This is a genomic window from Paenibacillus sp. JT31N17 (assembly GCF_056269255.1).
This window is the reverse complement of the sequence record NZ_JBWDNP010000004.1, coordinates 352,671-365,720: the sequence shown is the minus strand read 5'-3', so window position 1 is coordinate 365,720 and position 13,050 is coordinate 352,671. Positions and strand designations below refer to the sequence as shown.

Sequence of the window (13,050 nt, the reverse complement as noted above, 5' to 3'; positions counted from 1 at the left end):
ATTCGCGTCCTTTGGCGGTCATGTCCCTTGAAATCTTACAGACATTCATTGAAGTGAAACTTCTAAATGCTGTCAAGCCAAGAGAACCGGCTGATGCGGTCCTTTGCACAGCAGGCTTCTTCCTCTCAGAAATAAAAGCAGCGTATAGAAAGAATTTATTCTATTTTATATTTGCATAAGAAAGAAGAAACGGCTCACCCCGTCCTTGCGGGCAGGTTCGTTTCTTCCCATAAAGATATGCAGAAAAGCAGCAGCCAAACGTCATACTTTCTGAATATGCAAAAAAGCCGCCGACTGCATCACACAGTCAGCGGCTTTCTCAAAACCAGTGGCAGCCCTTACGACCAATCCGCCATACGCATCGGCTGCTCGATATGACTTGCCAGAATGCCATATTCCGGCGCAAGCGGGCCCACTTCACCGCCGAGAGCTTCCTTCACGGCGAGATAGGGGAAATTCACTCCCGACAAGCAGGTGACATGCAATCCGCCGGACATGCGCGGATTAATTTCGAGCAGTTTGGGGGTGTCTCCGTTATATTTCATTTGAATATTGAAGTTGTAGGGAATCCGGTACGTCCTGGCTACATTATTCGCTATGGCCAGCAGCTCCTCATTGCGCTCCAGAAGGCGCAGACGGCCCCCTGCTTTGCGCCGGGGTACGGCTGCCAGCAGATCCCCTTCTTTGTTTGCGAAGCAGTCTATGCTGTACTCAAGTCCCGGGAGCTGCTCCATGACCATCAGATTCGGGAATTCCTGTATGGTGCCCAAGGCTTGATAAGCATCGCGGAACGAGACCAGTCTGGTCGAGACTCCGAACAGCTCCTCCAGCGGATCGCGGGTATCATCAATGATCCGGAAGCCCACTCCCCCTTCGGAATTGGTCGGCTTGAAGCAGACGCGGTGACCCAATGCGGTTAATCTATCGTATGCGCGCTTGAAGCCCTCCGCATCGTTGACCACTTCGTAATCGGGAATGACCATAACCCCTGTCTTTTCGACCGATTTATAGAAATGATCCTTCTCCATCAGCATCTCAAGCAGCCCGGTATCCCGGCATACCACAACGCGGGTGCCAATTTCCTCGAAAAGGTCGAGATGCCTGGCAATATCGAGCATATGCAATCGGGGGATGAACACATCGATCTCATGCTTCCTGCAGAATCCCACGCAAAACTCGACATATTCCATGCCTTTGAGCGCCGGTTCCGTCTCGGCATGATCGCAGGCCTGCAGCGACATATGCCGCGGGTCGGGATGGGTGCCGAATAGTTTGACCTCCAGCCCGTCCGCGTTATTGCGTATCAGGTTCATATAATGATACGCAACAGAGAACCAGCGATTGAAATAAATATGGACCTTCTTCTTCATAGAGAACCCTTCACCGCTTCCTTTGTCTGATAGACCGCATGAACATAATCCAGAATTTCATCCGCTGCAAAAATCCCCGATTTCACTGTGAAGCGCTCCGGTATCGAGTCCGGACTACGCTGCTTCTCGCGGAACAATTCCCCGTGGCTCGGGGCAATCGCATAATCGGCTATCTCCAGCAGGCATTGATCCAGAAGGGAATCGCCGGAGGCGATCAATTCGCTGACTCCAAGCCGCTTGCGGACTTCATGAACCGCATCGGCCTTATTGACGGCAGCGGGGACCAGGTAGATTTTCCTCCCCTGAATCGAGACCTCCCAGCCCAGCGCTTTCACCTGTTCGGCCTTCTCCAGAACAGCCTCAAGCGGCATCCGGTCGCGCTCTATAACAAAAGCATAGAACAGCTCATCGCAGAACCGCTCCCCCACAACCCACTGCTCATTCATTATCGGTTCAAAATAACTCCGCGCCTCTACGGCATCGGCCGCAAGCGCAGATACTTTCCCGCGGATCATCGACCGCCAGTCCTCATCCACCCTGCCGTGCAGCAGAATATTGCCCCCATTGCTGGTGACGGCATAACCCGGCACAACATGATCGCGGAAGACATGAATCCGTTCATACTGCGCCACCGTGCGGGTAGTTACGGGAACGAATTCCATCCCCGCGGGCAATCCCTGAAGCAGGGACAGCGTATATTTCGACATGTAGGATACGATCTTTCCGCTCACGGTCTCTGCCGGCAGGATGTCCGGCGATTCGAGAGGAGCGCCCATGGAACGGGTTGAATAAATCAGGGTTTGATCCAAATCGCTGGCGTAAATCATTCCGTACCGCCTTTCAGCGGCTTGATGATGCCGCAGCAGGAATAGGTCAGACCCGGATATACCTCAACCGGCACGCCCCGGTCCTTGGCCAGCAGCAGAATATGCTGCAGGAACGGGTTGTCCATCCGGTCCACGAGAATACGCCAGGGAACCCTGCGCAGCAGCACTCGCGTCGTCTCGCCGACGCCCGGCTTCACCAGATTCACATCGTCGATGCCGAAGGCCTGCTGGATCGCCCGGATATCCGCGAGTCCTTTCCAGGACACCTCCGCCTCCCGCTCCGTCATCGCAACCGCCTGCTGATACGCAGTCTCCGCGACAGCCGGGAAGAAATCCGATACGGTATCCACGAACAGATTGGATAGATCGTTCTCCAGCCATTCCCTGTAAAATTTGGCTCCGTGGAATTCACCCGGACCGATCAGATCATCCCGCAGCACCGTGCGGCTCATCAGGCCGGATACCGTTGAATTCAGACATGCGCTTGGGATCAGGAAATCCTCGCGCGTTCCGTAGGTTTCGCAGCAGAAGCCGGGATCGGCCAGCACAGCCAGATCATCATCCAGCCGATAGCCGTATTTTTCCGCAAAATCATTGGAGGCCTGCGTCAGCACCTGACGAATGGCGCCCTTGCCTGTCCAGCCGTCCACAAACTGGAGATAACAATCCAATCCATGCTGCTGCAGCATATAAAGCACCGCATTCTCGTCAATGCCCTTGCCGCGGATAATGGAAATGCTGTAATGCGGCATATCCGCGCCATAGCGGTAAGCAATATACCGCTTGATCAGAATGCCGATCGGCGTCCCCGCACGCGCCAGGGAGACCAGAACCCCTTTGAGCCCCCGCTTAAGAACGATCCGCTCCGCGACTACAGCCGCCGCAAGCGCCACCTTCCGCGCCGACTCTGTCAGCGTTCGGTGAAACAGCTCGATATATTCGGCTGTCGGCTGATATTCAACCGGCAGCATTTCCGAATAATGCACGCCCGACTGGATGGCTTCTTCCCGATCCTCGGTCGGCCGCTCCAGCTGAACCCCGCTCAGATCCTTGAGCAGGAATATGACATCTGACGGCGCATAGCTGCCCATAGGCTCTGGAGAAGCAATGCGCGTCTGACTGAGTTGCCCGGTTATCGTCTGCTTCATGATTCGAATGTCTCCCATCCATGGACGTTTCCTGAGAAAAATACCGCAAACACTTTACTGCCTGCCAGCTGCCGCAGAATGTCCAGCATCGGCTTCACGCGCGAGGGCGGCATATCCCGCTCGAACAAGACGAAAATCTCATCGTATTGCCCGGGAGAAATATTGTAGATGAAGTTTCTGACCGATTCGTCCTCCGGCGAGGGATACGGATACCCGCAGGCAACCGCATAATCCGGCAGATCGGCGGAATAGATCGGACTTCTTGTTGTGGATTGATAGCTGATGCCAGCGCCCATCTCAGCAGCGATTCTCATGGGAACGTACATAAATTCTCCCGTACCCAGGACAAGCGTACTGGAGCTGCCGCGGCATGTCTTCAGCCAGGCGGCCAGCCCGCTGATATGGCCATCGGCAGCCGCATGGTCCTCCGACTGTATTCCGAAGCGGCCGGTTTGTTTCATATAAGACGCCGGATTCAGTTCGCCGCCGGAATTGGCGGATACGGCATCTATGCTTTCCAGAGTCTCCGCATGATGCATAACAACCAGATCGGCAGCCTTTTTATGGGTGATCAATGTAAATGCATTCTCGGCCTCAAGCCTTGGTGCGCCATCAACCTCCATCTGTCCTTTAAGCAAATAGACCGATTGGATGTCAATATCAAGCTCATTCTGCAGCTCCCGCACCTGCTGCTCGTTATCGGCTGTCCGCCAATCCAGCAGAGAAGCAATTACATATTGATTTCGTGGAAATTTGGACTGGATATCGCGAATAATGTTCAAGGCTGTTTGACCGGTTGTCATTTCATCATCCACCAGCACAATGGGCTCATGACCCGAGAAAAGTTCAGGATCTAAAGCATAGCAGCGATGAGCGACCGCGTGGGAATGCTCTTCCTCGAAGTTAATCAGCGAGTTCAGCTGCGGTATATACTCACGTGTCGTATGGATATAAGAGGCGCCGTCCGCGAAAGCATGGAACACGCTGTGTCCAAGCGCAGTCGCCGTCTCTGCAAAACCAATGCAGAGTATGGACTCCGGCAGCCGGGGCTTATCACGCATCAGGCGGCGGTAAGCCTCCTCGGCCCGGGATGGGTCTCTGAGACCGGACAGCAATTCCTCCAGCAGGGGTTCAATGACCTTCTTGGTTGATTGAAACAGCCGGGCATGTATCAACAGCGCCAGCGCCGCTCCACTCAGAAGGGGGGTGTAGGGATGTACCGGAATATGCTTGCCCAGCAGCTTGCTGACAAACAGAAAGGATCGTTTCTTATTGATTCGTGCCGCCATGGAAAACAAAAGCTCCACGGGCAATTGGAAGGGGTTATCGGTCTCGGCAACCTTGATCTGCAAATCCTCAAAGAGCTTATACGTATGCACGTTCGTTCCCTTGGAGGAGGGTGATGAAATGCTGTTGTTCATGTAACACCCCATATACTTGTGATCGGAGCAGGATTCGTCTTGCCCAGTTCTGATGCGGCTTCATTTCATTCATTTTATTGGCATACTGGCTTTTGAGCACGCCATGATGGCCATCATTAAGAGCGACAATACTGGTGGCGTCGGCATATTCTTCATGCGTGACCGCATAAAGCGCCTGTACGGGCTTGATATGGGTGGGGTGAATAATGGTTTTTCCGATAATGCCGTTTTCCTTGTCCATAATAACCTCGCGGATCAGTCCATCCATGGGATCCTTGGTGAATCTGGATCTCAGATCGTGACCTGTGCTGCCGAAGGCTTCCTCAAAAGGGGTAACCCGCAGCTGCGGCTTCATTACCCGTTCACGCTTGGCGAAGTATTCCCAGACTGAACCGGAAATCACATAGCCTGCTTCCACCCGCCCAAACACATTAATAATATCCGCGATGCAGTCCCGGATCGGGGCAATCTCATAAATGGTCATGTCGGGGCTCCTGCGCAGACCAAACAAGCTGGAGAAGTCCGTGGCGCCAACCCTTACATTAAGTACGTAGTCGTGATAGTCATCGAGAATCGCTTTGATCGCAAGCAAGGAGTCCAATCGGCTTTCGCGGTAAATAACAGAGGAGCTTTCCAATATCGGCAGACCGTACAATACCGGGGCAGAAGCAGCCCTGTTCTCGTTGTAATCCGCAATCTGCTGAAAATAATCGCGTCCGTTCTCCTGTGTGAACTTGGGAAGGACAAAGCCGGTAATCAGTGTAATCGTATCAGCCAGACGTACGAGCAGACGTTTCAATTGCGCGGCGGAGCGTACCCTGATAAGCAGAAGCGGCACTTCCGATTCCAGCAGGGTGCCGATCTTGATATAGGAGGCAATCAGGAACAACTGCTGCATCAAGGATTCTTCCGCCAGCTCCACCTGTTTGTCGCCAATGGCATCTTCAAGATCCATGACGGCGGTGACCAATCCTTCATTCTTCCCGGAAATAATATCATCCGCAATATGCGGTCTGGTTGCCGGCATGTACAAAGCAGCCCCCACCGCATGGGCTAATAATTCCTTATCGGAGGAGTGATTAAATGAAATCGGCGGGCTGAAAAACAACGACTTTTCTTCTTCACGCGATAAATAATTAAAGTATCTCAGCCTGATCTCCTCCTTCCATCCTAAGCAAATCTGTCTCTACTACTCTCCTAAAATAATCAGGCCTCCGGCAGAATTCTTGCCCTGCCTGAAGGCCTGGCATGCATCAGGACTTGCGCAGCGCTTCTTTCTTTTGTCGGTTCATGCTGTAGATAATCGTTCCGGCAAACACCGCGATAATAATGGCAAAAAACCAGACATGCGGCAGATGATAGTCGAACGCACCAGCCAGCATCTTCGCTGCAATGATGGCGATCAGGAAGAAGGCTGCCCGCTCCAGCTCCGGAAATTTGTCGATGAGCTTGAGGAAAACCTGGGCAACGCCCCGCATCATCAATACGCCCAGAATACCGCCGACGAACAATACCCATACCTCGTTGCTTATTCCGAATGCGGCTACGACGCTGTCTATACTGAAAGCGATATCCATCAGTTCAACAAGCAGAACGGTCTTCCAGAAGGAATGCCCCTTATTGACCTTTTCTTCCCCTGCTGCTTCCGATTTCTTGAAGATACCGGTGTAGGCAATGTAGAACAGATAGGCAGCGCCAAGCACTTTAACCAGTGTAAATTTGACGAGAAAGGTTCCCAATCCGATCGCAATAAACCGGAAAATATAGGCACCCAGGAGACCGTAGAATAGGGCCCTTTTCTGCTGCTCTTTGGGCAAATGCTTGACCATGACCGCCAGAACCAGGGCGTTGTCAGCAGACAGCAGCCCTTCCAGCAGCACGAGGCTTGCAATGATTCCCCAGCTCACGGGATCCGATAAGGTATTGACAATTGAATCCCAAGAGAAGAATTGCCCATAGCTATCGCCGATATTAGTAAAGAAATCCATAAACCAATCCATTTAATGCCGCCTCTCAACCAATTTATTTACTTCCCGCTTTCCATCTCAGGCCCCAGGAATAAGCCTCATCGACTTCTCTGTGGCCGTTGAAAAATTGCACAAGCCGTTCAATGCTGAAGGTTTCGTTATTCACATTCGTAATCATGGCAATGGCGCACATTCCCTTGCTGTTGTCATGCTCGTTCATATGAACAACGATCTCCGGGCCGCCGGCCTGCTTGATCGTAATAACGCCATCGGCGTCAGACCAGTTCTTGACTCCTTCATAAATAAACGTAAACACGACAATGCGCTTGATATCCGCTATCCGGGCGCCGTTAATCCTCATATTCTCGCCGGTCGATACCGTACCGGTGCGGTCATCCCCATCCAGAGCGATAAAAGGAGGCCTGTCCAAGGAGCCAAATGAGCTGCCCAGCGCCTGGACAACGCCTTTATCGCCGTTCTTAAGCTCGAACAGGCAAGCCAGATCCAGGTCAACCCCTTTGCTGCGGCCGAATAATCCGGTTTTGCTCTTCTTCTGATTCCAGTTCAGGTTGATCAGAATTTCACCAAGACCGCCTGCCGATTTCTTCAGGTTGATGGTGTCGCCCTTCTTCTTCAGCTCAATCTTGGTCAGATTAAGCGGAGCCGGAGCTGGCGTCGGGGCTGGAGCTGGGGTTGGTGCAGCCGCCTGCGGTGCAGGGACTGGCGCAGGGACAGGCTTGGATGCTGGCGGCGTTGGTACCGGAGCAGGCGCAGCCTCGCTGACCTCAATGCCGAAATTTCCGCACAGGGCGTCCAAACCGCCCGAGAAGCCTGCGCCAATCGCATTGAACTTCCATTGACCATTGTGCCGGTATAATTCCCCTGCCACAATGGCCGTTTCAACGGAGAAGTCGTTTGCCAGATCATACCGGAGCACTTCCGCACCGTTCTGATTATTAAGGAATTGAATAAAAATGCCGCTGGTCTGGCCAAAGTTCTGCCGACGCTTCTCACCTTCATAGATCGTCAGGGTGAAGGCGATTTTCGCTACATTCCCCGGTACCCGGTTCAGCTGGATTTTGAATTGCTTCTGGACAGGAGCAGCTTGTCCATCCTGATAATTAATGAATGCGGTGGAAGCATTGTTATAGAAAATAAGGTCATCATCGCTGGAAACTTTTCCGTTTACTCCCAGCAAAAAGGCGGAGGTATCCAGCTCAAGCGATGCTTGCGCGTTCCATCCGATTCCTACTGTGATGTCCTGCAATCCTGGTACCGCAGCGGTCAGATCCGCCTTCTGCCCCTTAATTACCGTGGTGCCCATTAAGCGTCCTCCTTAAGGGTTGATAAAGATGAAGAAGAAAGGATGGCCGAAGTCATAAAATGACCTGCCACCCTGGAGCCTGGAGCGTTAAACGTCCAACCCGTAGTTTCGGCAAAGAGCGGCAAGGCCTCCGGAGAAGCCGCTTCCGATCGCCTGAAACTTCCATTCGGCCCCGTGACGGTAAAACTCGCAGAATACAACAGCGGTTTCTGTAGAGAAGTCTTCCCCCAGGTCAAAACGCAGAACTTCACGGTTTGAGGATTCATCCACTACCCGTACGAACGCGTTCGTCACTTGTCCGAAGTTTTGGGCGCGGGCATCGGCATCGTGGATGGTGACTGTAATTCCGATACGATGAATGGCAGCCGGGATTCGGCTCAGATCGACAAGAATCTGTTCATCATCCCCGTCGCCTTCTCCCGTACGATTGTCTCCCGTATGAACAACGGAGTTGTTTCCGCCGCTTTTATTATTGTAGAAAACAAAATCGTCGCTGCCCTTGGCCTTGCCGTCCTCATAGAGCAGAAAAGCAGATGCATCCAGGTCAAAATCCTGGCCGCCGCTGTATTTGTTCGTATCCCAACCGAGACCGGCAACCACCTTGGTCAAGCCCGGGTTTGTTTTGGTAAGATCAATCCGTTGTCCTTTTGAAAGATTAATTGACATCGTATTCTCCTTCCCGGCTGTTTACCGTTTCATAGTTCATAAAGAATACAAGACCGCCCGTGTCAGGCGGCCCTGCAGTACTTACAGCTTATTAAGCAAGTCCATAATCGCGCGTCAAGCCGGCAAGACCATCCTTGTAGCCGCTGCCGATTGCGTTGAATTTCCACTCGCCGCCATTGCGGTACAGCTCGCCGACAACGACGCCTGTTTCGATCGAGAAGTCTTCGCCCAGATCAAAACGGACCAATTCTTCCTGATTGGCATCGTTGACAATGCGCGCATAGGCGCGGGAGACTTGTCCAAAGTTCTGGTTGCGCTCAGGTGCTTCATAGATCGTGATCGTGAAGGCAATTTTCTCAACGTCGGCAGGTACTGAACCCAGGTCCACTTTAACCTGCTCGTCGTCGCCTTCGCCCTCGCCGGTAAGATTATCGCCGGCATGCACAACCGATCCGTTTTCGTTTTGCTTATTGTTGAAGAAAATAAAGTTTTTATCGCTGGTGACTTTACCTTCCGCATTCGTCAGAAACACGGAGACATCAAGGTCAAAATCTTTGCCGCCATCGTATTTATTGGTGTCCCAGCCAAGTCCTACAGTAATTTTGGAAAGTCCCGGATTTGATTTTGTGAGATCGATTTTTTGACCTTTGGATAAGTTAATTGCCATCTGATAAAGCACCCGCTTTCGTCTTTTTAAGTATAAGGGTCGAGCAATTTACTTGTAGCGTGCAGCCAAGTCGTTGATATGTGGGGAGTGGGTACCTTCGCCGATAGCGGCAAATTTCCATTCCGTTCCGTGACGGTAAAGCTCGCCGCAGACCAAAGCCGTCAAGCCGGCATAGTTGTCGGAAAGATTGAACTTGGTCAGTTCGTTGCTGCCGGATCCGTCCAGAATGCGGATATAAGCGGATTGAATCATGCCGAAGTCCTGCTTGCGGTTCACGCAATCGTAAATATTGACGACAACGAGTACTTTATGCACATCTGCTGGGACCTTGGCCAGGTCGATAAAAATCTGTTCGTCATCGCCGTCGCCTTCACCGGTAATGTTGTCACCCGAATGAACCACGGAGCCGCAAGGACTTTTCTTATTATGAAAACAGATAACCTGATTATCGTCCGCAAGTTTGCCCTCGCTGTTCAAGAGAATGGCCGATGCATCGCAGTCGACATTCTTTTTGGCACCGCCAAAGAATCCTTTGGATTTCACCGGATCCCAGCCCAGTCCCACAACAACCTTCGCCAGGCCGGAATTCCCTTTGGTCAAGTCAATCTTTTGGCCTTTAACCAAACTTATGGAAGCCATTTGCTTACGTCACCTCCTTCCCAAATTTGTGATGAAGTCTATCAGATAATGTAGAAAAATGAAGATACTAGACTGTACGCATCACATGGATAAAGAGTTTCATTAGATTAATTAATATATTTGAAGGGTTTAATGATTTACAGGCTGAATTCACTTGGGCTTAGGCCCAGAACATTACAGATATCGCGCACTACCGCCTGCTCCTGAAGGTCAAAATCGCCGTCAGCCGCCCCGATTGCGCTGCATACGCCAACAATGACGCGTCCAACCTCTGGCTTGCTTTTGAATTTGGCGATTGCCTTCAACGCTTCCTGCTTGCCGATCTCTGCGGAAAATTCAAAATTATTGACATAGAAATTGAAACGGTCAATGACATCAGCCATGTTGAAAACCTTCAATTCCTGGCTGAGATTGATATACCCCGCCATTTTGTTCTTTTCCTCCACATCTACTTTGCCATCCGCATAGGCTACAACGGCGCAGCCGGCCGCGACCGCATCCATAAAATCCTTATTTTTGAATTTTTTCACCTGATCGCCCAGGTTTTTTTTGGAATTGTTCAGCCAATTTTTAAAATTACTCATACTTCTCCTCCTTAAGATCTCTTCCAAAGTTGAAAAACCGTTTATATTAACCATCTTAATAGTACCGCAAATGACAGGAGATTTCACATCATTAGACAAGAATTTATATTCATTTAATGTTTGAGCAGGTGAAAATTCGCAATAAATGTCGGATCCTGGTACTTATCCATCTTTTTATTACCCTGCCCGGGCTGCCTTGCACCTCATTTTTTGCTGTTTTGATATATTTTGATACTTCCAGAACTTGCACGACAAACACAAAAAAGCCTTGACCCGAAAAATATGGGCAAGGCAGATAGTTGACCTATTTTAGCTAACTGAAGACCGAAGCCTTCCCATCTCATGATCGACCACCATAGTCAGCTCGTCCTCGTATCCGCCCATGATCCGATACTTGCGGATATAATCCTTTACAAATTTTCGTGAATCCTTGGGTTGGAAAATCCTCGTCAGTTCCTGTAGGCTTTCTTTGACTTCATTGTGGCTGCGTTTAGCCATGAAATCCCCTCCCTATCATCGGTTGGTGGTCCTAACACTTCATGTACGAGAGCGCACACGGTTTAACGGAATACCCGTGCGGCTGGCACCCCATCTGTATCGAACGATCCGGCTGATTTGAGGCGAGCTCATAGACTGAAAAAGATTGATTTATCAGTCAATTATAACAGTTCTGAATTCGTATGGAAAGCGAACAGTATATACAATTTCTGTTAAGAATTTTTAATCTGCATGCGGCATTTCTTTAATTTATTCTTGTTTAAGGTGTATTGTGCTCATCCTTTAAGGGGGCTTGACCCGACTCGAGCCCGGCGGTTGAATCATTTACACTCTCAATCGTCTGCTGGGGCTGCTCCGGCGGAGGGGAGGACGTCCAGGCGATTTTTTTGTACATACGCAGATAGGCAACCACGCCGATAACGGCGATAATCACACCAAACGCAATAACACTTATGGTTACCCATTCTTTAACCACTTTCCGCCCTCCCTAATCTTAAAATAGTGAAATCAATATCTAGGCTAAGTATAGGGGATAGAGAGAACGCTTTCAATCCAATGGACAACTTGCTACAAAATTGTAACATTGTAATATTTGCCATACCTGCTAATCTTATTCCAACCTTGCGGCGAATAGAACCGGGTCAATAAAAAAAATCCCTCCGGAAAACCGGAGGGAGCATTGTCGGCGAAAGAGTAAAATTCTTCAGGTAAACCTGAAGGAGCGAAGGAGCCTTATTGGTTATAGAAAGGAAGGTTTCATGTAAACGGCTTTTCTGGAAAAAACAACGATGCCTTCCTTATCGCCATCCGTAGTCGGAACAGAGCCGACAGCCTGCTTCTCCCGCCTGAGCGGCGCATTGGATCCATGGACGGTATAAACAGGTATGCCTTTCGCGCCATGCTTGCGGTCGAATGATCTGTTCATGCCCAATCCCCTCCGAATAAATGATGTATGATTCCCATAAGTCCCTGATTCTGTTGAAACAACCGTTCAAAATCATCGGGACTAACCGGTGAATGCCCCGTGATGTGAATGCTGATGACATGCGAACTGCTAATAGGATAGCACAGCAAATATTCGTTTACAACATCCTGACCGATCTGGATGAACTCAATTTTGCTGTTCAGGTAGGCATCCACCACGAGCTTGCGCGGCTCTCCTGCTCCCAGCTTATTATTGGCCTGAATGGAGTATATGCGCTCTTTACCTACATTACCCGCAATTTGCCGGATTTCATCAGTGCTTGCCTCCCAGAGGGCGGCTCCTTTTACTTTATAGTGGATGCAGCTTGCTTCATAGGCATTGCGGACGGCATCGATAAGCTCGTTCTCATGCCTGTCCCTTTCCAGAATTCCCTTGTTGAAATCCCGGTAGAAATGAACGACGGAGCGAAGAAGTGCCAACTCCTGATGGGCTGTTTCCAATTCTTTATCCGGTGTCAGGAAGAACCCAAGCTCATGGATGCGGCCAATCAGGAATGAGCATGCCTGGTTGACTGCCGCGATGCGGTTGGCGTCCGTCCGGTGAGCCTCGTATTTCAGCACCGTCAGGCCTTCCAGATCGCTTGCCAGATGATACTGATCCACTTCCTGGCCGTCCCTGCCGGATTGAACCTGATCCGGAATCATGAAGAACACGCGCCCCCGCCGGAGCTTGCCCCAGAACAACCCCATTTCGAACATCGTATTGTCCCGTGCAATAAAATAGGTTTTCCCCCGCATTCGGATGACGTCATCGGGGGATAATACAAATACGGCAAAATCATTGGATTCCAGCTGTCTCTCGAGCGCTTCCATAGGGTAGTCATTCCCCCGAAACACGCCGGCATGCCACGGGGTGACTTCTGCGCTGAATGATAATTGATCGTGAATGGCATTCACATAAGCCATCGCTTCCCGTGAGGAACCGATAAAAACCTTTGGTTTAATTGTCACCGCA

General features: G+C 50.7%; 15 protein-coding genes. All 15 read right to left on the bottom strand.

The window, feature by feature from the left end:
- Window positions 1–338: 338 nt before the first annotated feature.
- Window positions 339–1,370 carry an ATP-grasp domain-containing protein gene (locus AC0YOB_RS17240; protein WP_475793825.1) on the bottom strand — a complete coding sequence of 344 codons (1,032 nt, stop codon included), beginning with the start codon at window positions 1,368–1,370 and terminating at the stop codon, window positions 339–341.
- Window positions 1,367–2,197, bottom strand: a complete 831-nt coding sequence (locus AC0YOB_RS17235; protein WP_475793824.1) for an HAD family hydrolase — start codon at window positions 2,195–2,197, stop codon at window positions 1,367–1,369. The genes AC0YOB_RS17240 and AC0YOB_RS17235 overlap by 4 nt, the downstream gene beginning before the upstream one ends.
- Complete coding sequence (locus AC0YOB_RS17230; RefSeq protein WP_475793823.1) at window positions 2,194–3,345, bottom strand: cysteine protease StiP family protein; 1,152 nt, start codon at window positions 3,343–3,345, stop codon at window positions 2,194–2,196. Before AC0YOB_RS17230 ends, AC0YOB_RS17235 begins: the two co-directional genes overlap by 4 nt.
- Window positions 3,342–4,766 carry a phosphoribosyltransferase family protein gene (locus AC0YOB_RS17225; protein WP_475793822.1) on the bottom strand — a complete coding sequence of 475 codons (1,425 nt, stop codon included), beginning with the start codon at window positions 4,764–4,766 and terminating at the stop codon, window positions 3,342–3,344. Before AC0YOB_RS17225 ends, AC0YOB_RS17230 begins: the two co-directional genes overlap by 4 nt.
- Complete coding sequence (locus tag AC0YOB_RS17220) at window positions 4,711–5,916, bottom strand: HpcH/HpaI aldolase/citrate lyase family protein (protein ID WP_379114197.1); 1,206 nt, start codon at window positions 5,914–5,916, stop codon at window positions 4,711–4,713. Before AC0YOB_RS17220 ends, AC0YOB_RS17225 begins: the two co-directional genes overlap by 56 nt.
- A 103-nt stretch (window positions 5,917–6,019) precedes the next feature.
- A complete protein-coding gene (locus AC0YOB_RS17215; RefSeq protein ID WP_210042952.1) occupies window positions 6,020–6,766 on the bottom strand; it encodes a TerC family protein in 747 nt (248 codons plus the stop codon).
- 22 nt (window positions 6,767–6,788) lie between these two features.
- Complete coding sequence (locus AC0YOB_RS17210) at window positions 6,789–8,057, bottom strand: TerD family protein (protein WP_475787643.1); 1,269 nt, start codon at window positions 8,055–8,057, stop codon at window positions 6,789–6,791.
- Between the two features lie 87 nt (window positions 8,058–8,144).
- Window positions 8,145–8,723, bottom strand: a complete 579-nt coding sequence (locus tag AC0YOB_RS17205) for a TerD family protein (RefSeq protein ID WP_475793821.1) — start codon at window positions 8,721–8,723, stop codon at window positions 8,145–8,147.
- Between the two features lie 91 nt (window positions 8,724–8,814).
- Window positions 8,815–9,390 (bottom strand): TerD family protein, encoded by a 576-nt coding sequence (locus AC0YOB_RS17200; protein ID WP_475793820.1) that lies wholly within the window; start codon window positions 9,388–9,390, stop codon window positions 8,815–8,817.
- A 48-nt stretch (window positions 9,391–9,438) separates the two neighbouring features.
- Window positions 9,439–10,029, bottom strand: a complete 591-nt coding sequence (locus AC0YOB_RS17195) for a TerD family protein (protein WP_475769770.1) — start codon at window positions 10,027–10,029, stop codon at window positions 9,439–9,441.
- 137 nt (window positions 10,030–10,166) lie between these two features.
- Window positions 10,167–10,613 (bottom strand): tellurite resistance TerB family protein, encoded by a 447-nt coding sequence (locus AC0YOB_RS17190; RefSeq protein WP_210042984.1) that lies wholly within the window; start codon window positions 10,611–10,613, stop codon window positions 10,167–10,169.
- A gap of 309 nt (window positions 10,614–10,922) precedes the next feature.
- A complete protein-coding gene (locus AC0YOB_RS17185) occupies window positions 10,923–11,111 on the bottom strand; it encodes a hypothetical protein (protein WP_210042986.1) in 189 nt (62 codons plus the stop codon).
- Between the two features lie 259 nt (window positions 11,112–11,370).
- Window positions 11,371–11,586 carry a hypothetical protein gene (locus tag AC0YOB_RS17180; RefSeq protein WP_475793819.1) on the bottom strand — a complete coding sequence of 72 codons (216 nt, stop codon included), beginning with the start codon at window positions 11,584–11,586 and terminating at the stop codon, window positions 11,371–11,373.
- Between the two features lie 264 nt (window positions 11,587–11,850).
- The gene (locus AC0YOB_RS17175) at window positions 11,851–12,036 is read right to left on the bottom strand and encodes a hypothetical protein (protein WP_475787640.1); all 186 of its coding nucleotides are present in this window, start codon (window positions 12,034–12,036) and stop codon (window positions 11,851–11,853) included.
- Complete coding sequence (locus AC0YOB_RS17170) at window positions 12,033–13,046, bottom strand: TIR domain-containing protein (protein ID WP_475793818.1); 1,014 nt, start codon at window positions 13,044–13,046, stop codon at window positions 12,033–12,035. The genes AC0YOB_RS17175 and AC0YOB_RS17170 overlap by 4 nt, the downstream gene beginning before the upstream one ends.
- Window positions 13,047–13,050 lie beyond the last annotated feature (4 nt).

Coding starts and splice junctions, on each gene's coding strand:
- AC0YOB_RS17185 (WP_210042986.1), bottom strand. CDS start 11,111: ATGGCTAAACGCAGCCACAATGAAGTCAAAGAAAGCCTACAGGAACTG.
- AC0YOB_RS17215 (WP_210042952.1), bottom strand. CDS start 6,766: ATGGATTGGTTTATGGATTTCTTTACTAATATCGGCGATAGCTATGGG.
- AC0YOB_RS17235 (WP_475793824.1), bottom strand. CDS start 2,197: ATGATTTACGCCAGCGATTTGGATCAAACCCTGATTTATTCAACCCGT.
- AC0YOB_RS17200 (WP_475793820.1), bottom strand. CDS start 9,390: ATGGCAATTAACTTATCCAAAGGTCAAAAAATCGATCTCACAAAATCA.
- AC0YOB_RS17190 (WP_210042984.1), bottom strand. CDS start 10,613: ATGAGTAATTTTAAAAATTGGCTGAACAATTCCAAAAAAAACCTGGGC.
- AC0YOB_RS17225 (WP_475793822.1), bottom strand. CDS start 4,766: ATGAACAACAGCATTTCATCACCCTCCTCCAAGGGAACGAACGTGCAT.
- AC0YOB_RS17205 (WP_475793821.1), bottom strand. CDS start 8,723: ATGTCAATTAATCTTTCAAAAGGACAACGGATTGATCTTACCAAAACA.
- AC0YOB_RS17175 (WP_475787640.1), bottom strand. CDS start 12,036: ATGAACAGATCATTCGACCGCAAGCATGGCGCGAAAGGCATACCTGTT.
- AC0YOB_RS17210 (WP_475787643.1), bottom strand. CDS start 8,057: ATGGGCACCACGGTAATTAAGGGGCAGAAGGCGGATCTGACCGCTGCG.
- AC0YOB_RS17240 (WP_475793825.1), bottom strand. CDS start 1,370: ATGAAGAAGAAGGTCCATATTTATTTCAATCGCTGGTTCTCTGTTGCG.
- AC0YOB_RS17230 (WP_475793823.1), bottom strand. CDS start 3,345: ATGAAGCAGACGATAACCGGGCAACTCAGTCAGACGCGCATTGCTTCT.
- AC0YOB_RS17195 (WP_475769770.1), bottom strand. CDS start 10,029: ATGGCTTCCATAAGTTTGGTTAAAGGCCAAAAGATTGACTTGACCAAA.